General features: G+C 70.7%; 22 protein-coding genes and 1 pseudogene. 7 read left to right on the top strand and 16 right to left on the bottom strand.

The features are described from left to right. Positions 1–40 precede the first annotated feature (40 nt). The 5 genes from pyrE to ACWC94_RS36050 form a co-directional block, all read right to left on the bottom strand. Positions 41–589 (bottom strand): orotate phosphoribosyltransferase, encoded by a 549-nt coding sequence (gene pyrE / locus ACWC94_RS36070; RefSeq protein WP_351807522.1) that lies wholly within the window; start codon positions 587–589, stop codon positions 41–43. A 10-nt stretch (positions 590–599) separates the two neighbouring features. Next, entirely contained in the window at positions 600–1,406 is an 807-nt protein-coding gene (locus tag ACWC94_RS36065) for an aldose epimerase family protein (protein ID WP_450801495.1), read from the bottom strand. A 47-nt stretch (positions 1,407–1,453) separates the two neighbouring features. Then, the gene (locus ACWC94_RS36060; RefSeq protein WP_450801494.1) at positions 1,454–2,236 is read right to left on the bottom strand and encodes an SRPBCC domain-containing protein; all 783 of its coding nucleotides are present in this window, start codon (positions 2,234–2,236) and stop codon (positions 1,454–1,456) included. Between the two features lie 66 nt (positions 2,237–2,302). Beyond that, positions 2,303–3,940, bottom strand: coding sequence for a polyamine aminopropyltransferase (locus ACWC94_RS36055; RefSeq protein WP_450801493.1), 1,638 nt, complete (start codon positions 3,938–3,940; stop codon positions 2,303–2,305). A 78-nt stretch (positions 3,941–4,018) separates the two neighbouring features. Next, positions 4,019–4,561: a DUF2617 family protein gene (locus ACWC94_RS36050; RefSeq protein WP_450801492.1), complete on the bottom strand. Its 543-nt coding sequence runs from the start codon at positions 4,559–4,561 to the stop codon at positions 4,019–4,021. A gap of 793 nt (positions 4,562–5,354) precedes the next feature. Between ACWC94_RS36050 and ACWC94_RS36045 the strand changes: the two genes are divergently transcribed. Together ACWC94_RS36045 and ACWC94_RS36040 are read left to right on the top strand one after the other, a co-directional pair. Beyond that, complete coding sequence (locus ACWC94_RS36045; RefSeq protein ID WP_450801491.1) at positions 5,355–6,539, top strand: pyridoxal phosphate-dependent aminotransferase; 1,185 nt, start codon at positions 5,355–5,357, stop codon at positions 6,537–6,539. A 150-nt stretch (positions 6,540–6,689) separates the two neighbouring features. Beyond that, entirely contained in the window at positions 6,690–7,871 is a 1,182-nt protein-coding gene (locus ACWC94_RS36040) for a hypothetical protein (protein ID WP_450801490.1), read from the top strand. Between the two features lie 15 nt (positions 7,872–7,886). Here the strand turns inward: ACWC94_RS36040 and ACWC94_RS36035 are convergent, their stop codons facing one another. Both ACWC94_RS36035 and clpB read right to left on the bottom strand, forming a co-directional pair. Next, positions 7,887–8,417, bottom strand: a complete 531-nt coding sequence (locus ACWC94_RS36035) for a YbjN domain-containing protein (RefSeq protein ID WP_450801489.1) — start codon at positions 8,415–8,417, stop codon at positions 7,887–7,889. Between the two features lie 240 nt (positions 8,418–8,657). Beyond that, positions 8,658–11,279 carry an ATP-dependent chaperone ClpB gene (gene clpB, locus ACWC94_RS36030; protein WP_450801488.1) on the bottom strand — a complete coding sequence of 874 codons (2,622 nt, stop codon included), beginning with the start codon at positions 11,277–11,279 and terminating at the stop codon, positions 8,658–8,660. Positions 11,280–11,394: 115 nt separating this feature from the next. On the opposite strand from clpB, the gene ACWC94_RS36025 reads away from it, so the two are divergent. After that, entirely contained in the window at positions 11,395–11,787 is a 393-nt protein-coding gene (locus tag ACWC94_RS36025) for a pyridoxamine 5'-phosphate oxidase family protein (protein ID WP_450801487.1), read from the top strand. 158 nt (positions 11,788–11,945) lie between these two features. On the opposite strand, the gene ACWC94_RS36020 is transcribed toward ACWC94_RS36025, so the two are convergent. Next, the gene (locus ACWC94_RS36020) at positions 11,946–12,281 is read right to left on the bottom strand and encodes a Rieske (2Fe-2S) protein (RefSeq protein WP_031172594.1); all 336 of its coding nucleotides are present in this window, start codon (positions 12,279–12,281) and stop codon (positions 11,946–11,948) included. A 421-nt stretch (positions 12,282–12,702) separates the two neighbouring features. On the opposite strand from ACWC94_RS36020, the gene ACWC94_RS36015 reads away from it, so the two are divergent. Next, complete coding sequence (locus ACWC94_RS36015; RefSeq protein WP_450801532.1) at positions 12,703–13,665, top strand: helix-turn-helix transcriptional regulator; 963 nt, start codon at positions 12,703–12,705, stop codon at positions 13,663–13,665. 40 nt (positions 13,666–13,705) lie between these two features. On the opposite strand, the gene ACWC94_RS36010 is transcribed toward ACWC94_RS36015, so the two are convergent. From ACWC94_RS36010 to ACWC94_RS35980, 7 genes are all read right to left on the bottom strand, one after another. Further along, positions 13,706–14,752 (bottom strand): LuxR C-terminal-related transcriptional regulator, encoded by a 1,047-nt coding sequence (locus ACWC94_RS36010; protein WP_450801486.1) that lies wholly within the window; start codon positions 14,750–14,752, stop codon positions 13,706–13,708. 178 nt (positions 14,753–14,930) lie between these two features. Next, complete coding sequence (locus tag ACWC94_RS36005) at positions 14,931–16,037, bottom strand: sugar ABC transporter substrate-binding protein (protein ID WP_450801485.1); 1,107 nt, start codon at positions 16,035–16,037, stop codon at positions 14,931–14,933. A 389-nt stretch (positions 16,038–16,426) separates the two neighbouring features. Further along, positions 16,427–16,876, bottom strand: coding sequence for a heat shock protein transcriptional repressor HspR (locus ACWC94_RS36000; RefSeq protein ID WP_450801484.1), 450 nt, complete (start codon positions 16,874–16,876; stop codon positions 16,427–16,429). Between the two features lie 5 nt (positions 16,877–16,881). After that, positions 16,882–18,054, bottom strand: coding sequence for a molecular chaperone DnaJ (dnaJ, locus tag ACWC94_RS35995; protein ID WP_450801483.1), 1,173 nt, complete (start codon positions 18,052–18,054; stop codon positions 16,882–16,884). A 36-nt stretch (positions 18,055–18,090) separates the two neighbouring features. Next, positions 18,091–18,762, bottom strand: a complete 672-nt coding sequence (gene grpE, locus ACWC94_RS35990) for a nucleotide exchange factor GrpE (protein WP_450801482.1) — start codon at positions 18,760–18,762, stop codon at positions 18,091–18,093. Beyond that, positions 18,759–20,609 carry a molecular chaperone DnaK gene (gene dnaK / locus ACWC94_RS35985; RefSeq protein ID WP_450801481.1) on the bottom strand — a complete coding sequence of 617 codons (1,851 nt, stop codon included), beginning with the start codon at positions 20,607–20,609 and terminating at the stop codon, positions 18,759–18,761. Before dnaK ends, grpE begins: the two co-directional genes overlap by 4 nt. Before the next feature lie 94 nt (positions 20,610–20,703). After that, complete coding sequence (locus ACWC94_RS35980) at positions 20,704–21,723, bottom strand: MraY family glycosyltransferase (protein ID WP_450801480.1); 1,020 nt, start codon at positions 21,721–21,723, stop codon at positions 20,704–20,706. 200 nt (positions 21,724–21,923) lie between these two features. On the opposite strand from ACWC94_RS35980, the gene ACWC94_RS35975 reads away from it, so the two are divergent. Next, entirely contained in the window at positions 21,924–24,206 is a 2,283-nt protein-coding gene (locus tag ACWC94_RS35975; protein ID WP_450801479.1) for a (Fe-S)-binding protein, read from the top strand. Between the two features lie 96 nt (positions 24,207–24,302). After that, positions 24,303–24,386: pseudogene (locus ACWC94_RS35970) on the top strand (LysR family transcriptional regulator); the annotation flags it as partial. Positions 24,387–24,678: 292 nt separating this feature from the next. On the opposite strand, the gene ACWC94_RS35965 reads toward ACWC94_RS35970, so the two are convergent. Then, positions 24,679–25,002 (bottom strand): antibiotic biosynthesis monooxygenase family protein, encoded by a 324-nt coding sequence (locus tag ACWC94_RS35965; protein WP_450801478.1) that lies wholly within the window; start codon positions 25,000–25,002, stop codon positions 24,679–24,681. 103 nt (positions 25,003–25,105) lie between these two features. On the opposite strand from ACWC94_RS35965, the gene ACWC94_RS35960 reads away from it, so the two are divergent. Beyond that, the gene (locus tag ACWC94_RS35960) at positions 25,106–26,173 is read left to right on the top strand and encodes a YIP1 family protein (RefSeq protein WP_450801477.1); all 1,068 of its coding nucleotides are present in this window, start codon (positions 25,106–25,108) and stop codon (positions 26,171–26,173) included. Positions 26,174–26,197: the final 24 nt, after the last annotated feature.

Raw genomic sequence — 26,197 nt, 5'->3', positions numbered from 1 at the left:
CTGGTCCATGCGCCGGTCAAGTCCAGATCGATCCGCGTCGTCAGTCCAGACCCAGTTCATCCTTCGAGAAGGCAAAACGGTACGGAACACCCGCGCCGGCCTCGATCTTCTCGGCGGCACCGGTCGCCCGGTCCACGATGGTCGCGACGGCGACGACCTCCGCGCCGGCTTCGCGCACGGCTTCCACGGCGGCGAGCGGGGAGCCGCCGGTGGTCGAGGTGTCCTCGACCACGAGCACGCGCCGCCCCGCGATGTCCGGGCCCTCCACGCGCCGCTGCAGACCGTGCGCCTTCGCGGCCTTGCGGACGACGAACGCGTCCAGCCGCTTCCCGCGCGCGGCGGCGGCGTGCAGCATGGCCGCGGCGACCGGGTCGGCGCCCATGGTCAGGCCGCCCACCGCGTCGAACTCCAGGTCCGCGGTGAGATCCAGGAGCACCTGGCCGACCAGCGGGGCGGCCTCGCCGTCGAGGGTGATGCGGCGCAGGTCGACGTAGTAGTCGGCCTCCAGACCCGAGGAGAGGGTCACCTTGCCGTGCACCACGGCCTTGTCCTTGATCTGCTGCAGCAGCGCGCCACGTACGTCCGTCATGCCGACCAGCTTAAAGGCGGCGCCAGCTCCAGGTCGTCGTCGCCTCCAGCGGCTCCAGCGGGGTGACCAGGCGCGGGAGGGTGTTGAGCCCGTTCGGCGGGCCGGTCTGCGGCTCCACGCACACGGCCTCGGCCTGCTCGTCGTAGACGACCACCCACTCCTCACGGCTGGCCACCTTCAGCTCCAGCTGCCCGGGCCAGGTCAGGGTGACGTCGACACCGCCGGGCATGCCGAAGCAGTCGTCCCAGGGGCCGGGCTTCGGGTCGATCCGGTTGCCGGTCGGCAGATGGTCCTCCCCGCGTTCCTCCTGCCAGGCGGGCTCGAAAGCGAGCCTCACGTCCTCACCGGCCGTACCGTCCTCGCCCACGAGGGTTCGGTTGAACCAGGGGTGCCAGCCGATCTGCGCCGGGAAGGAGTCGTCGTACGTCTCCACGGACATCGTCAGCGTGAGGCTGTCCTCGGCGAGCGCGACGCTCTGGGTGACGCGGCCGGGGTGCGGCCACGGGTCGACCAGCTCGCACGTGATCACCACCTCGTCCTCCGAGACGCGCGCGGTGCGCCAGGCACCGTCGCGGGCGGTGCCGTGGATGGCGTGCGGCGGGGAGTTCAGCGGCATCTGACGGACGGTGCCGCCGTCCAGGAACCGGCCGTCCCTTATGCGGCCGCACCAGGGCACCATGGGGAAGCAGCCGAACCGGGGGCCTTGCCTCAGCAGTTCGAGGGAGCCGAGCCTGAGGCTGCCGATACGACCACCGTCGGCGGGGCTGACCCGTACCTCTGCGTCACCTGCGGTCAGCGTGATGTCTTCGTTACTCACGGGAAGAGGCTACTGGGGGGCCGTTTCCGTGAAGGGGTCCCCTTCGGTCAGTGGCGTCTACGGAGGGCCCTGCTGACGACGATCGCCGACGCCACGGCCAGGGCCGCCGCCGGGGCCGCCCAGCGCAGTGCCGACGTCGCCGTGACCGGCTGCGGCGCCGGGACGGGCGCGTACCGGCCGCGCGGCGGGGCGTGGTCGACCTCCTCGGCGCTGCGGCCGATCATCGTCCGGCGTGCGTGCGCGGCCTCGGCGGGCGGCTCACCGGTGTCGGCGAAGTCCTCCGAGAGACGGTCGGCCGCCGCGTCCAGGGAGGGCGGGGGGACCTCGGTGTCGAAGACGGAGGTGTGCCCGGCTCCGGGCGCCGGCCCCTGCCCCTCCTGCTCCTGCTCCTGCTCCTGCTCCTGCGATGCCTCCGTGGTCGCCAGGTTCGCCACGAAACGGTTCAGCAGGCGGGTCGCCGCCGCGCTCACCGCGTCCGGCGGCAGCTCGGCGATGCGGCCGTCCGCGACCGCCGCGCCCTCGGCCGTGACCGTCGTACCGCCCTCGGTGTCCGCGAGGCGCAGGGTGAGGGTGAGTTTCACGGCGCCGGTGCCGCGGGCCTCGGTGGCGTCGGCCTCGACGGCGTACGTGCCGTCCTCGCGGGCGACCACCCGTGCCGTGCCCCGGTAGGTGACGGAGTGTCCGCCGACGCGCAGTTTCAGGCGTCCGGCGACGGGTTCGGCACCGGCGTCCTGTTGCAGGCCGGGGATGGCACGGGCGACCCGGGCGGGATCGGCGAGGGCGGCCCTGAGCGGCTCGACCGGGGCCGGGACGAAGACCTGGTGCTCCATGTCCGCTGAGCCTACCCAGGTGTGACCGGAAAGTACCCTCACGGAACCGGCCCCTCAGCGCGGCTCTCAGTACCGCGGATGCACCAGCGTCGAAGCCGGCAGACCCCCGATCCGCGTCCGTGCCGCCGCCCTCCCGTCCGCCGAGAGGCCGCGCTGGGTCAGGGTGTGCGCATGCCAGGACCCCAGCCGCAGCGGTGGCGGGATGTGTCCCGGAGCCGCCAGCAGGAACCCCCAGTCGTGTGGGGCGCCGGACGCGCCCGCCGAGCGGTCGGGGCCGGCCGGGAAGCCGGAGTCGTGGCCGAGAACCCGGTAGGGGGAGTCGGCGAAGCCGGCCGCGCGCAGGGTCGCGGCGACCGTCCAGAAGACGAGGGGACGGGTGGTGACGGAGCCGGCGTGCACCACCAGGCGCCCACCGGGGGCGAGGACCCGGCGGGCCAGGCCGTAGAACTCCTGGGAGTACAGCTTGGTGCTGGCGGTGATCCCGGGGTCGGGGAGGTCGGCGATCACGACGTCGTACGACCGGCTGCGTGCCCCGCGCAGCCAGCCGAGGGCGTCGGCCGCGGTGGTGTGGAGACGGGGGTCGGCGTAGGCGTGGTGGTTGGCGGCGGCGAGGCCGGGGTCGTGGCGGGCCAGGCGGACCAGTCCGGGGTCGAGTTCGACGATGTCGACGCGGCGCACTCCGGGCCGGCCCAGCACCTCGCGGGCGGCGAGGCCGTCGCCGCCGCCGAGGATGAGGACGCGCGCGTGCGGCCCGCCGGACAGCGCGGGGTGCACGAGGGCCTCGTGGTAGCGGCGTTCGTCACGGCCGCCGACGCGGAGCCGGCCGTCCAGGAAGAGGTCGAGGGGCTTGCCGTCGGTGCCGCCGGCCAGGACGACCTCCTGGACCCCGGTCTGTTCGGCGACCCGGACGTCGTCGCCGTAGACGGCGTGCCGGGCGGCGCGTTCGAAGTCGTCGGCGAGCGCCGCGGCGGAGGCGAGGACGCCGAGGACGACGAGGCCTCCGACGAGCAGGGTCCAGCGGGCCCGGCGGGTCAGGTCGCGCCGGAAGAGGCCCAGCACCAGGGCGCCGCCCGCCACCACGTTGACCGTGCCGGTGACCAGCGCGCCCGTCAACTGGCCCAGGAAGGGCAGGAGGAGGAAGGGAAAGGCGAGGCCGCCGACCAGGGCGCCCACGTAGTCCGCGGCGAACAGGTCGGCGACCGCGCCGCCCGCGTCCTGGTGGCGGATGCGCTGGATCAGCTCCATCAGCAGCGGGACTTCGGCGCCGATCAGCAGGCCGATGGCGAGCGAGAAGGTGACCAGGAGGCAGCGCGGGCCCTCGGCCCACAGCCCGCCCCAGCCGCCGGTCCAGGCGAAGACGGCGTACAGCGCCATCGCGCTGCAGCCGCCGACCAGCGCGAGCACGGTCTCGATCGCGCCGAAGCCGGCCGCCGCGTGCCAGCGCAGCCGTTTCGCGCCGAGGGAGCCGATGCCCATCGCGAACACCATCACGGACAGCACGACGGAGGCCTGGGTGACCGAGTCGCCCATCAAGTACGAGGCGAAGGCCACCAGTTCGAGTTCGTAGACGAGTCCGCAGGCGGCGCAGACGAAGACGCACACGAGAACCAGGAACCGCCCGGTGCCGGGCCGGACGGGCAGCCGGGCGGGGCCTGTCCAGGGGGGCGGGGCGCCCGGGGGCGCGGGGGCGTGCGGTTCGATCACGTTGCGACGTTACGTCACATGCTCGGCACGCTTCGTCACCCACACGTGTGGAACTGGGGCAGTTGACACCCGGCGGGTTTATGTCAGCGCGGTGTGCTCAGCGGGCTGCGGCCCCTTCATCCGCTCGCCGACCCGGGTACGGGTGGCCACCAACTGGCCGTCCTGCGGGTAGGCGTGCCAGGTGCGCCAGTGCACCTGACCCTCGTGGCGCTGTGCCAGCATGGCGGTGAAGGCGTGCGGGCTGCCCGGGAAGACGCCCGCGAGGCCGTGCGGATGGTCGGAGACGAGGGCCAGCAACTCCTGGGCGCGGCCCGCGAACGAGCCGGGGGTGAGCACCTCGACGCGTGCGGCGAACTCGTACTCCCAGTCGCCGACCCGCTTGGCGACGCCGAGCGGCAGCGGGGTGCTGGAGCCGGGGATGCACGCGACCGTCTCCGAACACAGGCCGCGCTCCTCCTCCAGCAGCACCTGGTGGGATGCGCCGAGCAGTCTCAACTGGAGCTTTGTGCCGGTGAGTTCCAGATCGAGGGTGGCCAGGGCCGGCAGCGGCTCGCGTCCCAGAGCCCAGGCCAGGTCGGCAGCGCGCGTATCGGTGTAGGAGGTGTTCAGGGTCGTGAGCATGGATCGGCTCCGCAAACACGCGATGAGGGGGGGAGATCGGCCATGTCAGCCCAGCCGGCTCGGCCGGGTGGGGAGTCTCAGGGACGTCCGAGGGGCTGCGTTGGCGGTTTAGAGGGAATCATGAACAGAGGCGCCCCCACCGCGTTTTTACCCAACTTCGTGGGGTTTCCATCCCTCAGAGGGCTACACAGTTCAACTGTTCAACCATGGCGTACGCCCGGCGCGAGGACGAGACGGCGGGCGCCCGCCGGCTGCCTTCACCGGCGGGCGCCCCTGTGCGGCCGTATGCGGTTCCCCCGAAAGCTCAGCTGCCCCGTGTCAGCTGCCTCCGCCGCATCCGCCCCCGCCGCCGCACGACGAACCTCCGCCGCAGGACGAACCCCCGCCGCAGGAGGAGTGGCCTCCGCAGGAGTGGTGACCCCCGCCGCAGGAGGAGTGGCTGCTGTGGTGCCCTCCGTGGTGCCCGCCCGACGAACCGGAGTCGGTGCTGCCCGCCCACCAGCTGCCGCTGCCGTCGTACGAGGACGACGACGAGGACGAGCGGTGCGACCGGGACCGGCCGCCGCCGCGCTTGCCGAGCGACACCTTCCGCCGCCCCTTCCTCCGCTCCGTGACGGCCAGGAGGCAACCCCACACACCCCACACCACAGCGACGCAGATGATGCCGACGACCACGGCGTCACCCCCCTTCCGTTCCCCCCGAACGGCCCCCCGTGGACCGCGGTGACCGGGGGATGCCCGGCCGCCCCGGGGCTCAAAGCAGAGTTGAGGAACTCCAGAGCTTGGGCGCAGGATGGCCGGCATGACCTCCAGCGCACGTCCTCACCTCAACCGCCGCCTCGCCGCGTTCGGGACGACGATCTTCGCCGAGATGTCCGCGCTCGCCGTGGCGACCGGGGCGATCAACCTGGGCCAGGGCTTCCCCGACACCGACGGCCCCGAGGAGGTGCGCGAGGCGGCGGTGCGGGCGCTGCGCGAGGGCCGCGGCAACCAGTACCCGCCGGGGCCCGGCGTCCCGGAGCTGCGCACCGCGATCTCCGCGCACCAGCTGCGCCGCTACGGGCTGTCCTACGACCCCGACACCGAGGTGCTGGTCACGGCGGGCGCGACGGAGGCCATCGCGGCGGCGCTGCTGGCGCTGGTGGAGCCGGGCGACGAGGTCGTGGCCCTGGAGCCGTACTACGACTCCTACGCGGCGAGCATCGCGCTGGCGGGCGGCACGCGCGTACCGGTCACCCTGCGCCCGCACGACGGCTCCTTCCGCCTGGACCTGGACGAGCTGCGCGCCGCCGTCACCGACCGCACCCGGCTGCTGCTGGTCAACACCCCGCACAACCCGACCGGTACGGTCCTCACGGGCGCGGAGCTGGCCGCGATCGCCGAGCTGGCGGTCGAACGGGACCTGCTCGTGGTCACGGACGAGGTGTACGAGCACCTGGTCTTCGACGAGGCCGGGCACCTCCCGCTCGCCTCCTTCCCCGGCATGCGCGAGCGCACGGTGACGATCGGCTCGGCCGGCAAGACGTTCTCCTTCACCGGCTGGAAGGTCGGCTGGGTCACGGCCGCACCGGAGCTGGTGGGCGCGGTCCGCTCGGTGAAGCAGTTCCTGACGTACGTCTCCTCGGGCCCCTTCCAGTACGCGGTCGCCGAGGCCCTGGCCCTGCCCGACTCCTACTTCGAGGAGTTCCGCCGGTCCATGCTGGCCCGCCGCGACATCCTGGCGCAGGGCCTGACGGAGGCGGGCTTCGAGGTCTTCGTCCCGGCCGGCACGTACTTCATCACCACCGACATCCGCCCCCTCGGCGAGAAGGACGGCTTCGCCTTCTGCCGCGCCCTGCCGGAACGCGCGGGTGTGGTGGCGATCCCCAACGCCGTCTTCTACGACGACCGGGAGGCCGGGGCACCGTTCGTACGGTTCGCGTTCTGCAAGCGGGAGGAAGTCCTGAGGGAGGCCGCTGAACGGCTCCGGGCACTGTAAGCGCTCCGAAGGGGCGCGGGGCTGTGCCGATGCGCGGCCGCGCCGCGTGGGCGCGGGCGCCTCCCCGCTTACTCGACACAGGTGAACCCGTGACACCGACGGCGGTCACCTGCTCGCGCTCGCCCGCCCGCACTTGCAGGGTGCAGAGATGTGAGCCACGCCAGCACCGTCATCGCCCCGTCCCTCACCACGCCGAAGCCGGCGCAGCGCACACGCACCGTGCGAGCGAGCGGGGTCGCCGTGGGCCTGTTCCTCGGGGCCCGGCTCACCGGGGTGGCCGTACTCGCCCTCGTCGCGCATGTCGCCGGCCGGCACCCGGTGGCCCTGCTCGGCAGGTCCTGGGACTCGGTCTGGTACCTGGGCATCGCCGCGCACGGCTACGGCCACGACCTGCCCTCCCACGCCCCGGGCCCGCACAGCGACCTGGCGTTCTTCCCGCTGTACCCGGTGCTGCTGCGGGCGGTGACCGGGCTGGCCCCGCTCGACGGGAGCCTCGCCGGGCTGCTGATCTCGTGGACCGGTGCCGCCGTGGCCGCAGCCGGGATCCATGCGGTCGGCTCCCGGCTGTACGGGCGGACCACCGGCATCGCGCTGGTGCTGCTGTGGGGGCTGCTGCCGCACTCGGTGGTGCTGTCGATGGCGTACACCGAGCCGGTGCTGACCGCGTTCGCGGCCTGGTCGCTGTACGCGGTGCTGGCCGGGAACTGGCTGTGGGCCGGTGTCCTCGCGGCGCTCGCGGGGCTGGCCCGGCCGAACGGGTTCACGGTCGCCGCCGCGGTGCTGGCCGCGGCCGGGGCCGAGGTGTGGCGACGGCGCGGAAGGGTTTCCCACAGGCTGTGGACGGGCGCGGCGCTCGCCCCGCTGGGCTGGACGGGGTACGTGCTGTGGGTGGGCCGGCGGAAGGGGGATGCGCTCGGCGGCTATTTCGAGGTGCAGCGGCTGTGGGGATCGCGCTTCGACTTCGGACGGGGCTCGCTGGAGTTCGTGCGCGCCATGCTGCTGCACGGCAGCCGGTTCGTGTTCCCGGTGGCGCTGGTGATCGTCGTGGCGGCGGCGGTGCTGTACGCGCTGTTGTGCCTGGACCGCGCTCCGCTGCCGCTGCTCGTGCACAGCGGAGCGCTGCTGCTGATCGCGCTCGGCGGGTCGGGGTTCTTCGAGTCCAAGCCGCGGTTCCTGCTGCCGGCGTTTCCGCTGCTGCTGCCGCTCGCCCGGGGGCTGGTGCGCATGGCGAAAGCCCGGCCCTGGCACGCGACCGTGCTGGTCGCGAGCCTGGCCGGGCTCAGCTGTCTCTACGGCGCGTACCTGGTGGTGTACGCGCGGGAGCCGCTGTAGGCCGTACGGCGGGACCTACTCGCCGTCGTCCTCGGGCTTGTCCGCCTCGTCGACCTCCTGCTCCAGGCCGAGCTGCTCGACGAGCCACTTGTCGAACTCGATCGCGGCCCGCACCCAGCTGACCGTGGAGGAGACGAAGTGGTTGATGTCGACGCCCGTGCCGATCAGCATCTGAGCCTCGCCGATCAGACGGACGGTGCCGTCCTCGTGGGTGTGGCTGTAGACCTTGGGCCACAGGGTGCGGCGGTTCCATTCGTCGATGGACTCCAGCAGCTGCGGCTTCTCATCGATGGGGTGGGGGCGGTCGTAGAAGGTCCGCACCGAGAAGACCATCTGCTCGGCCTCCCCGCGGAACATGAAGTAGGTGCGGAACTGCTCCCACGGAGCCGCGAGGTCGCCTTCCTCGTCGACGACGTACTTCAGCTCCATCTGGTCGAGGAGCTGCTTCACGAGGTCCTGATCCGGGAGGACGGGGCCGGCCGGTCCCTGGGGCTGCGGTTCGGGCTGGCCCCCGAAGTTCGGAATCGAGGACGGGTCGATGCTCACCGTGTTTTTCCCTTCATGGTGGATCTGGCCATCCTCCCCCATGCAGGGAGGGGGGAGGCAAGCCCCGACGCCCCGCTGTCAGCCGTGGGCTGACATGATTCCGGCTGCCGGGCTGACGAGGACACGCGCCGGAGCCGAAGGCGCGGTACTGCTCCCGGACTCCGCGTACGAGGGCCCGGACCGGGCCCTCGTACGGTTCTCGGCGTTCACCACCGGAGCGTCACAGCGTCTTCCGGAGCGTCACAGCGTCTTCCCCGTGGCCGGCCCGACCAGCAGTCCCTCGCCGAAGCGGTCGACGCGGACCGTGTCGCCGTCCGCGACCTCGCCGGAGAGGATCTCCTTGGCGAGGCGGTCGCCGATGGCGGTCTGGACGAGGCGGCGCAGCGGGCGGGCGCCGTAGGCCGGGTCCAGGCCCTCCTCCGCCAGCCAGGCCAGCGCCTCGGGTGTGATGTCCAGGGTGAGCCGGCGCTCGGCGAGCCGCCTGGCCAGCCGGTCGATCTGGAGCTGCGCGATCCGCTCCAGCTCGGGCTTGGTCAGGGCCGAGAACACCACCAGGTCGTCCAGCCGGTTGAGGAACTCCGGCTTGAAGGACGACCGGACCGTCTCCAGGACCTGTTCCTTCTTCTCCACCTCGCTCGTCAGCGGGTCGACCAGGAACTGGCTGCCCAGGTTGGAGGTGAGGACCAGGATGGTGTTGCGGAAGTCGACCGTCCGCCCCTGACCGTCCGTCAGGCGGCCGTCGTCCAGCACCTGGAGCAGGATGTCGAAGACCTCGGGGTGGGCCTTCTCCACCTCGTCCAGCAGCACGACGCTGTACGGGCGGCGGCGCACCGCCTCGGTCAGCTGGCCGCCCTCCTCGTAACCGACGTACCCGGGGGGCGCGCCGACCAGCCGGGCCACGCTGTGCTTCTCGCCGTACTCCGACATGTCGATGCGGACCATGGCCCGCTCGTCGTCGAAGAGGAAGTCGGCCAGCGCCTTGGCGAGTTCGGTCTTGCCGACACCGGTCGGGCCGAGGAAGAGGAAGGAGCCGGTGGGGCGGTCGGGGTCGGCGATACCGGCGCGTGAGCGCCGTACGGCGTCGCTGACCGCCCGTACGGCCTCGGTCTGGCCGATGAGCCGCTTGCCGAGTTCCTCCTCCATGCGCAGCAGTTTCTGCGTCTCGCCCTCCAGCAGGCGGCCGGCGGGGATGCCGGTCCAGGCGGCGACGACGTCGGCGATGTCGTCGGAGCCGACCTCCTCCTTGACCATCGTGTCCTTGGCGCCCCCGCCGGAGGCGGAGGATGTCAACGCCTCCTCGGCCTCGGAGGCGGCCTCCAGCTCCTTCTCCAGCTGGGGGATCTCGCCGTACAGGAGCTTGGCGGCGGTGTCGAAGTCGCCGTCGCGCTGGGCGCGCTCGGCCTGGCCGCGCAGGTCGTCCAGCTTCTCCTTCAGCTCACCGACGCGGTTGAGGGACTGCTTCTCCTTCTCCCAGCGGGCGGTCAGGCCCCGCAGTTCCTCCTCCTTGTCGGCGAGGTCGCGGCGCAGCTTCTCCAGGCGGGCGAGGGAGGCCGGGTCGGTCTCCTTGCCGATCGCCAGCTCCTCCATCTTCAGCCGGTCGACGGCGCGCTGGAGTTCGTCGATCTCGACGGGCGAGGAGTCGATCTCCATGCGCAGGCGGGAGGCCGCCTCGTCGACCAGGTCGATGGCCTTGTCGGGCAGGAAGCGGGAGGTGATGTAGCGGTCGGAGAGGGTGGCCGCCGCCACCAGCGCCGAGTCCGCGATCTGGACCTTGTGGTGGGCCTCGTAGCGGCCCTTCAGGCCGCGGAGGATCGCGACCGTGTCCTCCACCGTCGGCTCGGCGACCAGCACCTGCTGGAAGCGGCGCTCCAGGGCGGGGTCCTTCTCGATCCGCTCCCGGTACTCGTCCAGCGTGGTGGCGCCGACCATGCGCAGCTCGCCGCGGGCCAGCATGGGCTTGAGCATGTTGCCGGCGTCCATGGCGGAGTCGCCGCCCGCGCCGGCGCCGACGACGGTGTGCAGCTCGTCGATGAAGGTGATGATCTGCCCGTCGGAGTCCTTGATCTCGGCGAGGACGGCCTTCAGCCGCTCCTCGAACTCGCCGCGGTACTTGGCCCCGGCCACCATCGCGCCGAGGTCGAGCGCGACGAGCCGCTTGTCCTTCAGCGACTCGGGCACGTCCCCCTTGACGATCCGCTGGGCGAGCCCCTCGACCACGGCGGTCTTGCCGACGCCGGGCTCGCCGATGAGGACGGGGTTGTTCTTCGTACGGCGGCTCAGCACCTGCACGACCCGCCGGATCTCCTGGTCCCGCCCGATGACCGGGTCCAGCCGGCCCTCGCGGGCGGCGGCGGTGAAGTCGGTGCCGAACTTCTCCAGGGCCTTGTACTGGCCCTCGGGGTCGGCGGTGGTCACGCGGCGTCCTCCCCTGGCCTTCTGGAAGGCCTCCTGCAGCTTCTTCGCATCGGCGCCCTGCCCCTTGAGCACGTCCCCGGCCGCGCCGCCCTTCGCGGCGATACCGATGACCAGGTGCTCGGTGGACAGGTACTCGTCGCCGAGCGCCTTGGCGCGCTCGGTGGCGTCCGCGATGACGGCCAGCAGCTCGCGGTTGGGCTGCGGGGGCGCGACGGTCGATCCGGTCACGCTGGGCAGGGTGGCCAGGATCTTCTCGGCGCCCGCGCGTACGGCGGCCTGGTCGGCCTCCACGGCGGCGAGCAGGTCGGTGATGTTCTCGTTCTCCTGCCCCGCGAGCAGCGCGAGGAGCAGGTGCGCAGGCGTGAGGTCCGGGTGCCCCTCGGTCACGGCGCGGTTGCTGGCCGCGTTGATCGCGTCCCGGCTCCTGTTGGTCAGCTCGGCGTCCACGTTGTCCGTTCTCCTCCTCGTCCGCTCTCCACTGCTGACTTAGTCAGCGTACACAAAGTTGAGTCTATTCCGCTCAAGGTGGGCGGAAGGGCTTGCGGGGGCTAGGTTGCGGGTCATGGCGAAGCACTCTGAGCAGTACCTGGAGTTCTGGCGGGAACGCCACCTGTGCACCCTGACGACGCTGCGGCCCGACGGCAGCCCGCACGTGGTGCCGGTGGGGGTGACGTACGACGCGGAAGCCGGGCTGGCCAGGGTGATCACCAACGGGACCAGCGCGAAGGCGGGACACGTGCGCGCGGCCGGGCCCGGGGGCGCCCGGGTCGCGGTGTGCCAGGTGGACGGCCGGCGCTGGGCCACGCTGGAAGGGCGCGCACGGGTCCGCACGGAGCCGGAACGGGTCGCGGAGGCGGTGCGGCGCTATGCCGAGCGCTACGAGCGGACGCCGGGGCCGAATCCGGCGCGCGTGGTGATCGAGATAGAGGTGCTGCGGTCACTGGGGAACGGCTGAGGCGGCCGAAAACTTTCGGCCACGCTGGAAGCGCACCCATGCACGAAATACCACGGAATGTACCCACAAAAACTGCAGCGGCGTCACCGTGTTCAGGTCACGGTGACGCCGCTGCGGGGGGAAGCACCTGAGCGATCTTGTACGACGGGGGAATCGCGTCAGGCACTGCGGGGGGTGGCTGAGATGGTCCTGAGGTCCTGGTCCGTCGGCTCGGCGAGCCGGTGGTCCCGCTGGTCGAGGTTCACGAAGATCATTCCGTACCGGATGGCACATCGCACCGGCTGGGGCGCGCCACGCGGCTTGCGCAGGCACCGGTACGCGCGGACGTCCTCGTCGTCGTCCCTGGTGACGACGACCGGCTCGCCGAACACGGTCACCATCAGCGAGTCACCACTGTGGGGGATGGCGGTGACCAGGTCGATGAAGTGCCAGCCGGAGCGGTAGGCCGTGGCCATTTCGCGACGGAAGGACCGGTCGTCGGGTGGAGTGGTCATGAGCGCACGATCCAGCTGCTGTCCTTCGGGGCGACCCAGGAACTGTCCCTCGGGGCGACCCACGAACTGTCACCCGGGACATCGGACGCCGCGATCACCCAACTGCTGTCACCGGAACCGGCGGCAACAGTGAGCCAGCTGCTGTCCTGCGCGACAGCACTCTTCGTCCCCGCGTGGCCGGTCAGCGCCCCAAAGGCCAATACGGCGGAGAAGGCGGCGACAAGCGCCGAGCGAAGCATTTTCTTACGCATAGTCGGCTTCGTCCTCATGTGAAGGTCACCTCTCCCCCGTCCGAATACGACGATGGCCCATTCCGGCACGTCATGGCCACACAAACGATGCATCATGTTCCTGCACGTTCAGGACCCTGGGGGGTGGAGATTTGGCGATAAATGAGACTAAGCGGACACATCCCCACGGGCTGACCGACCTGTGCGAGGAAGGGCGCCGCCTTTACGGGAACGCTCTCCGGACGGGACGCCTAGCCCGTGCGGATGCGGAACCCGCGCCGTGTTTGATGGAGTTCGCCCTTCTCCATCCCGACCCCGACGACCCGAACTGGCTGCGCCCGGTGCCGCCGTCGATCGCCTTGGCCCAGCGGCTCACCCCCCTCGAGCGCGAGATCACCCAGCGCAGACGGCAGTCCATCGAACTGGCCGACGCCTTCGAGCCGTTCATGAGCATCAGTGCCCAGCCCACGGCCACCACGCACTCGATCACCGTGCTGGAGGGCATCGACCGGATCAACGCGGCGCTCGACCTGGCCACCGCCCAGTGCCAGACCGAGATGCTCACCGTCCAGCCGAGCCGCCGACGGCTCGAACACACCCTGAACAAGGCACTGGAACGCGACAGGCCGCTGATCGAACGCGGCTGCCGCATCCGCACCCTCTACCAGCATCCGGCCCGCTACAGCCCGGAGACGCTGGCGTACGTGGCCCAGTTCACCGACGGCAAGGTGGAGTACCGGACCATCGACGAACTCGTCGAGCGGCTGATCATCTGCGACGAGACCGTGGCCTTCATCCCGACCCGCGACGACGGGGAGATCGCCCTCGAACTCCGGCATCCGGGGCTCGTCCGCTACCTGATCAAGGTCTTCGAGTTCATGTGGTCCCGCGCGGTCCCGCTGAGCGCCGGCGCCCCCTACGAGACCGCCCCCGACGGCATCCCGGAGATCCAGCACTCCATCGCCAAACTCCTGGTGGAGGGCCACGTGGACGAGGCCATAGCCCGCCGCCTCGGGATGAACGTCCGCACCTGCCGGGCCCACATCGCCAAACTGGCCTCGGCCCTCGGCAGCGGCAGCCGCGCCCAGCTCGGCTTCCTCATCGCGCAGTCCGGACTGCTGGACAAGGACACCTCGTCGGGTGGTGAGCAGTGACGGGCGAGCACAGGTGTCACGCCGCGCCGGCTCGGCCGTCTCATCGCACGCTCGGGGATTCCTGATCAGGAGCCGTGAGCGCGCCGGCCGGCAGCGCGGGGCCGCGGTGGCCGTCCAGACCGACCTGGGCGATCCGGACGCCGAGTTGGGTACGGCTGGCCGCGCCGAGGGTCTCCGAGAGGCGGGCGATGTGGGCGCGGCAGGTACGCACGCTGATACCGAGCCGCTCGGCGATCACGGCGTCCTGGTGGCCCTCGGCGAGCAGTGCGGCGATGGACTGCTCACGGTGCGAGATGCCCTCGATGCCGGTGTCGGGGAGGGGGGCGGTGAGCGGGATGGCCAGGCGCCAGAGGCGTTCGAAGACCGTGACCAGGTACTCGACCAGGGCCGGGTGGCGCAGCTCCAGCGCCATCGTGCGGTCGGAGTTGGCGGGGATGAAGGCGACCGTGCGGTCGAAGAGGATGAGCCGGTCGATCACCTCGTCCAGGGTCCGGGCCTCGACCGTGTCGCCCATCAGCTCCAGGTAGGTGAGCAGCCCCTGCCCGTGCCGGGCCACGTGGGTGTACAGGTCGCGCATGCGCACGCCCCGGCCGCGCAGTGCCAGCGCCCGGTGCAGCCCCTCGGTCAGCTCGGCCTCCCGGCGGATGCCGCCGGGCTGCACGGTGAGCACCTCCGTCGTGCACGCCTTGGTCGCCTCGTCCATCGCGGCCTGGATCCGGGACAGCCCGTCCAGCACCCGGATCGCGCTGCCCTCGGCGGGCGCGGCGAGCGCGCCCAGCTGACGGCCCAGTCCGGCGTACCACTCGAAGGCGGCCACCGCCGAGCCCACCCGCCGCTGACTCTCGCTGACCTCGTCGTAGACCCCGCGCAGCAGCCTGGTCATGACCTCCTGCGGGGAGGTCGGCACCAGCCAGTCCATGTCGTCGGGGTCCGGGTGCAGCAGGGCCAGTTCCAGCAGGCAGGGCACCGTCTCGGCATCCGTGCGCGGCACCCGCCCGCGGCGTACGGCCCGGGAATACACCCGATCCCCGGCCGCGCACAGTCGGTCGGCGCCGTGTGGATGCTCGTCCGCCCCGCGCCCGGCCATCGCCCATTTCACCCCCGGTGTGCTGCCACTTCCGCAGCGCAACTATGCGCGGCGTCGACCGGGTCCGCAACACGGCTCGACTCAACGGGGCCAGCAGAAAAAGCGGTTATGTCCGGGTATCGACCAGGCTCCGCCCCTCGCCTTGCAACAAGCTGAAGCGATCCGCCGGGAACGTGCCCTACTTCAGGCCGAGCGTCAGGCAGGCCGCCTTGTACTTGGGGGTGCAGATGTCACCCACGGAGTAGATGCCGTCCGCGATGACCGTGGACTTGACGGTGCGCTTGGTCAGGGCGATCGGCTGGATCAGCTTGGCCGGGATGTCCTTGTCGGTGGGGCTGTCGACCTTGTCCTGGGTGAGCGCGTCGAACTGGATGTCCTTGCCCTGGATCTTGGCTACGGCCATCTGCGCGGCGGCCTCGGCCTCGTCCGGGTAGGCCTTGTAGACGCTCATGTACTGCTCGCCGGCCACGATCCGCTGGACCGCGTCGAGCTCCGCGTCCTGACCGGTGACCGGGGGCAGGCTCGTGACGCCGGCCGCCTTCAGGGCCTTGATGACACCGCCCGCCATGCCGTCGTTGGCGGCGTACACGCCGGCGATGTTGTTCTTGCCGATCGCGCCGATCGCCCTGGCCATCTCGGTCTCGGCGAGCTCCGGCTTCCAGTCCGTGGTGTCGTACGACCCCGCGATCGTCACCTTGCCGTTCAGCTCGGAGAGCGCGCCCTGCTTGAACTGCTTGGCGTTCGGGTCGGTGGGCGAGCCGTTCACCATGACGATCTTGTCGGAGGTGTCGGTGTTCGGCCCGAGGGCCTCCAGCAGGGTGCGGCCCTGCACCTCGCCGACGAGCTCGTTGTCGAAGGAGACGTAGGCGTCGATCGGGCCCTCGGCGAGACGGTCGTAGGCGATGACCGGGATGCCGGCGTCCTTGGCCTTCTTCACCCCGGCGGCGACGGCGTGCGAGTCGACGGCGTCGAGCAGGATGATGTCGACCTTGTCGTCGATCATCTTCTGCAGCTGCGAGGCCTGCCGGGAGGCGTCCGCGTCGGCGTTGTCGTACTCGACCTTGCCCTGCTTCTTGGTGAGTTGGGCGACCTTGTCCTTGATGATGGGGTAGTCGAACCTGTCGTAGCGGCTGTTCGCCTTCTCCGGCAGCAGCAGGCCCACGGTGATGTCGTCGCCCTTGCTCGGGCTCGCGTTCGCGCCGTCCCCCGTCGCGTCCAGCACGCCGCATCCGGCGAGCGAGAGGGTCATCGTGGACGCGGCCACGGATATGGCGATACGACGCATTCGGGGGCTCACTTCAGGTGCGTTCCGGACGTAGGGCTGCTATACGACCCAGGTGTCTGAAAAGACAACGCGCAGGCCACACCCGGCGTCAAGCGTAACTACTTAACGAGTCCGCAACACCACCCTCGGCTGACCCTGTGAAGGCCGAGCGGAATCATCTCCAAACACCCTTTACGGACCCTTCATCCAAGGGCCGTTCAGGAAACGGCAAAGGAGACGGCAAGAGAACGGGAGCGTCAGACCCCCGCCGTCCGGTGCCCGACTCCGTCCCGGGCAGCCGGCTGCTGCGCGGCGCGATCGAGAGGGCGGGCGAGATGCTCCCCGGCTGACCGCCCACCAGCAGGCCAAGGGGCCCGGAGGTTTGTCTCCGGGCCCCTTTCGCATGTGTCTCAGTCGCTCTGCTGCCGCTTCGGCCGCCACACCACCAGCGCGCTGGTCTGCTGGACCTCCTGGTACGGGACCAGGTCGCGGCGGTAGGAGGCGTGGACGGCGGCCTCGCGCTGCTGCATCGCGGCCGCCGCGCCGTCCAGGGCCGCCTCCAGTTCCACGACCCGGGACTGGAGGGCGGCGACCTGGTTCTCCAGTTCGATGATCCGCTTGATGCCGGCCAGGTTGATGCCCTCGTCCTGCGACAACTGCTGCACCTGGCGGAGCAGTTCGATGTCGCGGGCCGAGTAGCGCCGGCCCCGGCCCGCGGTGCGGTCCGGGGAGACCAGGCCGAGTCGGTCGTACTGGCGCAGCGTCTGCGGGTGGAGTCCGGAGAGCTGGGCCGCCACCGAGATGACGTAGACCGGGGTCTCCTCGGTCAGTTCATACGGGTTACGTCGACGGCCGTCCATCTCTCTCAGTCTCCCTTCGCGGCCTCGAACAGCTCCGCACGCGGGTTCTCGCCCGCGGTCGCCTCGCGATACGCCTCCAGTGCGTCACGAGCCTTCCCCGACAGGTCCGTGGGGACACGCACCTCGACGGTGACCAGGAGGTCGCCGCGGGTACCGTCCTTGCGGACCGCGCCCTTGCCCCGGGCCCGCATCGTACGGCCGTTCGGCGTGCCGGGCGGCAGTTTCAGGGTGACGGGCGGGCCGCCCAGGGTGGGGACCCTCACCTCGCCGCCGAGCGCGGCCTCGACGAAGGTCACCGGGACGGTCACCGTGAGGTTGTCGCCCTTGCGCCCGAACACCGAGTGCTCGCCGACGTGCACGACCACGTACAGGTCGCCCGCCGGTCCGCCCCGCTCGCCGGGCGCCCCCTTGCCGCGCAGCCGGATGCGCTGCCCGTCGGTCACGCCGGCCGGGATGCGGACCTGCATCGTGCGCGAGGACTTGGCGCGGCCACTGCCCTTGCACTCCATGCAGGGGTGCTCCGCGATCAGCCCGCGGCCCTTGCAGTCGGGGCAGGGGTCGGTGAGCGAGAAGCCGCCGCCCGAGCCCCGCGCCACCTGCCCGGTGCCGACGCAGGTCGGGCACACGCGCGGTGTGCCGTTCTTGTCGCCGGTGCCGGAGCAGGCCTTGCAGGGTGCCTGGGAGGACATCCTGAGGGGCACCGTGGCGCCCTCGATGGCCTCCGTGAAGCTCAGCGTGACCTCGGTGTCGATGTCCTGGCCGCGCCGGGGCTGGGTGCGTGTGCCCGTGGCTCCGCCGCGGTTGAACAGGCCCCCGAAGACGTCACCGATTCCGCCGCCGAAACCGCCGGAACCCCCGCCCTGGGCGCCGCCTCCGAAGAGGTCGCCCAGGTCGAAGTTGAAGGAGCCGCCGGCGCCCGGCCCGGGGCGGAAACCGCCGTTGCCGAACAGGGCGCGTGCCTCGTCGTACTCCTTGCGCTTCTTGGGGTCGCCGAGGATGTCGTTCGCCTCGGAGATCTCCTTGAAGCGCTCCTCGGCCTTGGTGTTGCCCTTGTTGGCGTCCGGGTGGAACTCGCGGGCGAGCTTCCGGTACGCCTTCTTGATCTCGGCCTCGGTGGCGTCCTTGGGGACGCCGAGGACCTTGTAGTAGTCCTTCTCGATGAAGTCCTTGGTGCTCATCCCCGACGTCCCTCCTTCCTGTCTCTGGTGATTACGTCAGCCCTCTTCCGGGCCACCGTTCTCCTTGTCGTCGGCGGAGCCGGCCTGCTTCGCCTCGGTGTTCTCCTCGGCGCCCTCGGCCTTGACGGTCTGCGCGCCGGGCTGCGGCTCGGCGACGGCCACCCGCGCGGGGCGGATGGTGCGCTCGCCGATGCGATACCCGGGCTGCAGGATCGCCACGCAGGTCGTCTCGGTGACGTCCGGCGCGTAGGAGTGCATCAGGGCCTCGTGGATGGTCGGGTCGAAGGGCTCGCCCTCCTTGCCGAACTGCTGCAGGCCCATCTTGGCCGCGACGGTCTCCAGCGACTCGGCCACCGACTTGAAGCCGCCGACCAGCTCGCCGTGTTCCCGCGCGCGGCCGATGTCGTCCAGCACGGGCAGCAGCTCGGTCAGGAGGTTCGCGATGGCGATCTCCTTGACCGCGATGCGGTCCCGCTCGACCCGGCGGCGGTAGTTCTGGTACTCCGCCTGGAGGCGCTGGAGGTCGACCGTGCGCTCGTTCAGCGCCGTACGCACCTGGTCCAGCTGGGCCACCAGGCCCGCGTCTGCGTTTCCGTCCCCGGCCGGGGCCGCCCCCTCCTCGGGGGCGGCCTTCGACTCGGCGTCGTCGGGGGTGGCGCCGGAGGGGACGTCGGGCTTCTCCTCGAAGCCCGGGGTCTCCTCCGTCACGCGGCACCGTCCTTGCGCTCGTCGTCCACGATCTCGGCGTCCACGACGTCGTCGTCAGCGGCCTTGGCGCCACCGGCGGTGGCACCCTCCGGGCCGCCGGCGGCCTGCGCGGACTGGGCGTCGGCGTACATGGCCTGGCCCAGCTTCTGCGAGACGGCCGCGACCTTCTCGGTGGCGGTGCGGATCTCGGCGGTGTCCTCGCCCTTGAGCTTCTCCTTCAGCTCGGCGACGGCCTCCTCGACCTCGGTCTTGATCTCGCCCGGGACCTTGTCCTCGTTGTCCTTGAGGAACTTCTCGGTCTGGTAGACGAGCTGCTCGCCCTGGTTGCGGGTCTCGGCGGCCTCGCGGCGGCGGTGGTCCTCCTCCGCGTACTGCTCGGCCTCCTGGCGCATGCGGTCGACCTCGTCCTTCGGCAGCGAGGAGCCGCCGGTGACGGTCATCTTCTGCTCCTTGCCCGTGCCCAGGTCCTTGGCGGTCACGTGCATGATGCCGTTGGCGTCGATGTCGAAGGACACCTCGATCTGCGGGACGCCGCGCGGCGCCGGCGGCAGACCGGTCAGCTCGAACATGCCGAGCTTCTTGTTGTACGCCGCGATCTCGCGCTCGCCCTGGTAGACCTGGATCTGCACGGACGGCTGGTTGTCCTCGGCCGTGGTGAAGATCTCGGAGCGCTTGGTCGGGATCGTGGTGTTGCGCTCGATCAGCTTGGTCATGATGCCGCCCTTGGTCTCGATACCGAGGGACAGCGGGGTGACGTCGAGGAGCAGGACGTCCTTGACCTCGCCCTTGAGGACACCGGCCTGGAGCGAGGCGCCGATGGCGACGACCTCGTCCGGGTTCACACCCTTGTTGGCCTCCTTGCCGCCGGTCAGCTCCTTGACGAGCTCGGCGACGGCGGGCATACGGGTGGAGCCACCGACGAGGACGACGTGGTCGATCTCGTTGATGGAGATGCCGGCGTCCTTGATGACGTTGTGGAACGGCGTCTTGCAGCGCTCCAGCAGGTCGGCCGTCAGCTGCTGGAACTGGGCGCGGGTGAGCTTCTCGTCCAGGTGCAGCGGGCCCTCGGCGGACGCCGTGATGTAGGGCAGGTTGATCGAGGTCTCGGTGGAGGAGGACAGCTCGATCTTGGCCTTCTCGGCGGCCTCACGGAGGCGCTGCAGGGCCATCTTGTCCTTGGCGAGGTCCACGCCGTGACCGGACTTGAACTGCTGCACCAGGTAGTCGACGACACGCTGGTCCCAGTCGTCACCACCGAGGTGGTTGTCACCGTTGGTGGCCTTCACCTCGACGACGCCGTCGCCGATCTCCAGGAGGGACACGTCGAAGGTGCCGCCACCGAGGTCGAAGACGAGGATCGTCTGGTCGTCCTTGTCGAGGCCGTAGGCCAGCGCGGCGGCGGTCGGCTCGTTGACGATGCGCAGGACGTTCAGACCGGCGATCTCACCGGCCTCCTTGGTCGCCTGGCGCTCGGAGTCGTTGAAGTAGGCCGGGACGGTGATGACCGCGTCGGTCACCTTCTCGCCCAGGTAGGCCTCGGCGTCCCGCTTCAGCTTCTGCAGGATGAACGCGGAGATCTGCTGCGGGTTGAAGTCCTTCCCGTCGAGCTGGATCTTCCAGTCGGTGCCCATGTGGCGCTTCACCGAGCGGATGGTCCGGTCCACGTTCGTGACCGCCTGGCGCTTGGCGACCTCGCCGACGAGCACCTCACCGTTCTTGGCGAAGGCGACGACGGACGGCGTGGTCCTGGCGCCCTCGGCGTTGGTGATGACGGTGGGCTCGCCGCCCTCCAGAACGCTGACGACGGAGTTAGTCGTGCCCAGGTCGATGCCGACCGCACGTGCCATGGTTGATTCCTCCAGCTGACTTGAGTGGAACGGACTCAAGTGTGCATGACGTCCGGCGATGGGTCAACAGACCTGAGTCACCCTGGCTCAAGTCTTATCCGTTCCTTACACGCAACTGGCCGCTGACCTGCGTCGATTCGGTGCGCCGGGGTGACTGGACAGGCATGCGAAGGAGGACGAGCACCACCAGCAGCGCCGCTCCGGCCACCCACAGCACGGCCCCCTCCCCCGTCCATCCGGTGTGCACGAGCACCCCGACGAGGACCGAGGAGAAGGAACCGGCACCCAGCAGCACGACGGATCCCGGCGGGGTGAGCCCGAGCGGCCGCATCCGGTGCGCGAGATGGTCGGGGCCGCGCCGCAGCAGCGGACGCCGGGCCAGCCCCCGGGCGAGGACCACGAGGACGGCGTCGGCGATCGCCACCGCACCGAGGCAGAACATCACCGCCGCGCTCGGCACCAGGTCGTACCCCGCGCGCGTGAAGACGAGGGACGACGACAACAGGAACCCGGTGAACAGCGAGCCGCAGGCGCCGAGCCCGATCCGGGCCGGATGCCAGTTGTGCATCAGGAAGCCGGTGAGGGCGGCGGCGAAGACGCTCAGCAGGACGGCGAGCCCGTCCATCAGCTCGGCGGCGGCACAGACCCCGGCGCCGAAGGCGGTGACCACCCCGACGGTCCCGGCCAGCCCGTCGGCGTGGTCGAGCCCCTTGAAGGCCAGGGAGGCGACGACGATCCACGCGAGCGCGAGCAGCCCGCCCAGCACGCCCGTCGCGTCGTAGGGCACCACGCAGGCCGCCGCCACGGCCGTACCGGCGACGAGCACCCGCGCGCGCAGCCGCCACACGTCCGCGACCAGCCCCAGGGCGGCGACCGAGCAGGCGGCGACCAGCAGGCGGACGACCCCGTCGCCGAGCGGGGCGACCCGGGTCCACTGCCCCATCCAGGTGACCAGGCAGGTGACGACCACCACGGCGAGCCCGCCGAGCAGCGGCAGCCGCCGCTGCCGGCGCCGGTCGACGATGCCGGCCCGCAGCGCGGGAACCCTGAGCAGCGCGGCGAGGACGGCGGCGAGGAGCAGGGCGGCGGTGGCGGCGGCGATCCCGTAGAGCACGGCTCTAAGGTAGGGGCGAATGTAGCAATTCGGTACGAATAACACGATCCGATGACCCGTGGGATGATGCGCATCACCCCGTGCCCGGCTGCATCCCGCAGGAAGATGGGGGTAGTCTCAGACGGACTACATAAGTTACCGCTTAGTAATGTCGCCTGTTCAAGTCGCTCAGTCAGTTCGAGGCCGCCTCAGGAGCCCCAATGCAACTCGCCGCGATCATCGTGTCGCTGGTCCTGATCGTGGTCGGCGTGGCACTGTTCGGCCGCGCCCTCCTCCAGATCTACAACTTCATGCGGCTGGGCCAGTCGGTACCGGCCGGCACACGGACCAACGACCCCGCACAGCGCACCCTCACCGTGGTCAGGGAGTTCCTCGGCCACACCCGGATGAACCGCTGGGGCGTCGTCGGTGTGGCGCACTGGTTCGTCGCGGTGGGCTTCTTCACCCTGCTGCTGACGATCGTCAACGCGATCGGGCAGCTGTTCAAGGCGGACTGGATCCTGCCGGTCATCGGCGAGTGGGCGCCGTACAACATCTACGTCGAGTTCATCGGCACGATGACGGTCGTCGGCATCCTCGTCCTGATCGCGATCCGTCAGCTGAGCCACCCGCGCAAGCCCGGCCGCAAGTCCCGCTTCGCCGGCTCCAACTTCGGCCAGGCGTACTTCGTCGAGGCCGTCATCCTCATCGTCGGCGTCTGCATCTTCATGCTGCACGCCCTCGAAGGCGCCCAGCACCACGTCGACGGCTACGAGGCCTCGTTCTTCCTCTCGTACCCGGTGGTGTCGTGGCTGAGGGGGATGGACGTCTCCACGCTCCAGAACCTCACCTACTTCTTCGCCGGACTGAAGATCGCGACCTCCTTCATCTGGATGATCACGGTCGCCCTGAAGACCGACATGGGCGTGGCCTGGCACCGCTTCCTGGCGTTCCCGAACATCTTCTTCAAGCGCAACGCCACCGGTGACACCTCCCTCGGCGCCCTGCTCCCGATGACCTCCGGCGGCAAGGCGATCGACTTCACCGACCCCGGTGACGACGACGTCTTCGGCGTCTCCCAGGTCGAGCAGTTCTCCTGGAAGGGCCTGCTGGACTTCTCCACCTGCACCGAGTGCGGCCGCTGCCAGTCGCAGTGCCCCGCCTGGAACACCGGCAAGCCGCTCTCCCCGAAGCTGCTGATCATGTCCCTGCGGGACCACGCGCACGCCAAGGCGCCGTACCTGCTGGCCGGCGGCGGCAAGACCATGGAGGGCGAGGAGAAGGCCTCCGAGGAGCAGCTGGCCGGCGTCCCCGCCGCCGCGCTCGCCGAGGCCGAGCGCCCGCTGATCGGCACCGCCGAGGAGAACGGCGTCATCGACCCGGACGTCCTGTGGTCCTGCACCACCTGCGGCGCCTGCGTCGAGCAGTGCCCGGTGGACATCGAGCACGTCGACCACATCGTCGACATGCGCCGCTACCAGGTGATGATCGAGTCCGCGTTCCCGTCCGAGGCGGGCACGATGCTCAAGAACCTGGAGAAGAAGGGCAACCCCTGGGGTCTGGCGAAGAAGCAGCGCCTGGAGTGGACCAAGGAGGTCGACTTCGAGGTCCCGGTCGTCGGCAAGGACATCGAGGACCTCACCGAGGTCGAGTACCTCTACTGGGTCGGCTGCGCCGGCGCCCTGGAGGACCGCGCCAAGAAGACCACCAAGGCCTTCGCCGAGCTGCTGCACATCGCGGGCGTCAAGTTCGCGATCATGGGCGGCGACGAGAAGTGCACCGGTGACTCCGCCCGCCGCCTCGGCAACGAGCCCCTGTTCCAGGAGCTCGGCATGGAGAACGTCGCGGCACTGAACATGGCCTTCGGCGAGTCCCTCAACGAGGAGGGCGAGGTGGACGAGTCGACCAAGAAGCCGAAGTCGGCGAAGAAGATCGTCGCGACCTGCCCGCACTGCCTCAACACGCTCGGCAACGAGTACCCGCAGCTCGGCGGCGACTACGAGGTCATCCACCACACCCAGCTGCTGCAGCACCTGGTGGACGAGGGCAAGCTGATCCCGGTCACCCCGGTCGAGGGCATCATCACCTACCACGACCCGTGCTACCTGGGCCGCCACAACAAGATCTACACGCCCCCGCGCGAGATCATCGGCAAGGTCCCGGGCCTGCGCAACGAGGAGATGCACCGCCACAAGGAGCGCGGCTTCTGCTGCGGCGCCGGCGGCGCCCGGATGTGGATGGAAGAGCGCATCGGCAAGCGCATCAACAACGAGCGCGTCGACGAGGCCCTCTCCCTCAACCCGGACATCGTCTCCACCGCCTGCCCGTTCTGCCTCGTCATGCTGACCGACTCGGTCAACGGCAAGAAGAACGAGGGCAAGGCGAAGGAGTCCATCCAGGTCGTGGACGTCGCCCAGCTGCTCCTCGACTCCGTCAGGACGCCGGTCGACCCGGCGGGCGAGCCGGAGACCGAGAGCGAGCCGGAGCCCGAGCCGGTCAAGTAACCACGGCTCCAGCGACACGACGGCGCCCCCTGCTGCGCACAGGCAGGGGGCGCCGTCGTGTCGCGAGTGCGCGGTGGCGCACCGGATCCGGGGCGTATCGGCGGTACGGGGCTCATCGGCTCGCAGGTGGTCGCGCGCCTGCGCGGGAGCGGCCACGAGGCCGTGCCGGCCTCTCCCTCCAAGCGGAACTGAGCGGGGCGGAGCCCGCCCTCAACTCCCCAGCCGCCGCCCCGGCTCTCCGCGACCCGCAGGGCGTCGTCCAGGGCCGGGGTCAAGCACGCGGTGAGGAAGCGGAGTTCGCCGGGCGGGGTGCCCGGCAGCAGCTCCCTGGCGTGGGCGAGCAGCCGACCACCCACACCGAGCTGCACGGCCTCCGTGGCGTCGGCCGGGACTCGGCTCCTTCGTAGCGAAGCGCCCCGCTTCCGAACCGTCCGCACAGGAGCCGTCGGCAACGGGGCGCCCGGCGCGGCAGCTACTCGCCCTTCGGGCCCGCCTGCTGGACCACCTCGAAGGACCACAGCGTGGAGCCGGAGGCCGCCGGCTTCGGCCGCTCCCCCTCCGCGCCACCCTGATGCGCGCTCTTCATCGGGCCCTCCATCCACGCCTGGAACGACTCCTCGTCACGCCAGCGCGTGTACACGAGGTACGTGTCGGTGCCCTCGACGGGCCGCAGCAGTTCGAACCACTCGAATCCGTCGGAGTTCTCGACGGCGTGGGCGCGGGACGCGAACCGCTTCTCCAGCACCTCCCGCTGCTCGGCGGGCACGGTCAGCACATTGATCTTCACTACGCTCATGCCCCCATCCTTACCCACCTGTGGACGGGAGCCGGAGACCGTAGGGGAAACGGGGGAAACCCCTGAAGGCTCCCTGGTCGAATCGCTGACGGTCCCTTAGGGGATGTCACAGGTCGGCCGCAAAGCCGGGCCCGGACGCCCGGGCCCGGCACGTCACCCTCCGGGACCAGGTACGTTCGATGACGTGGCTGGATTCAGGATCGGACGCGGGGGCCGGGACAACCGCACCCCCCAAGGACAGCAGGCGCAGCAGGGACCGTCGTACGGCCGGCCCGGACCGCAGCACGGGCAGCCCGCGGGGCCGTCGTACGGGCAGCCCCCGGGGCCCTCGTACGGCTACCCGCAGGCGCCGCAGCGGCCGTACCCGCAGCCGGGGCAGCAGCCCTCGTACCCGCAGCAGGGGCAGCCGTACGGCCGGCCGGGCCAGTCGTACGGACACCCGGGGCCGGCCGACGACGGGCCGGAGTACTTCGGTGACGACGGCGGCTACCCGGGCGGCGCTTCCGGCCAGGACCCGTACGCGGCCAACCAACCGGGCCACACCCAGGCGTTCTCGATCGACGAGGCCGCCGACTACACCCACGGCCCGACCTACCAGGCCGGGTCCGCCGCACCCGCCGCCCCGCTCGGCCCGCCCCTGCACTGGAAGGAACTGCTGAAGGGGATCGTCCTCTCCCCCGACCAGACCTTCCTGCGCATGCGGGACTACACGATGTGGACCCCGGCGCTCATCACCACCTTCCTGTACGGCCTGCTGGCCGTCTTCGGCTTCGACGGCGCCCGCAAGGACGCGATCAGCGCCACGCTCTCCACCGCGGTGCCGATCGTGCTGATAACGGCGGTCGTGATGGTGTTCGGCCTGTTCATCCTGGGCGTGGTCACCCACACCCTGGCCCGCCAGCTCGGCGGCGACGGCGCCTGGCAGCCGACGGTCGGCCTGTCCATGCTGATCACCGCCCTCACGGACGCGCCCCGCCTGGTCTTCGCCATGTTCTTCGGCGGCGACGCCGGCTTCGTCCAGGTCCTCGGCTGGGCCACCTGGATCGGCGCGGGCGCCCTCCTGACGCTGATGGTCTCCCGCTCCCACGACCTGCCCTGGCCGAAGGCGCTGGGCGCGTCGGCGATCCAGCTGATCGCGCTGCTGTCGATCGTGAAGCTCGGCACGTTCTGAGCGTTCGCGCGCAGGAAAGGGCCC

The organism is Streptomyces sp. NPDC001135 (assembly GCF_053598395.1).
Note: the sequence above shows the minus strand (reverse complement) of the source record. Positions and strands in the feature narration are given on the sequence as shown.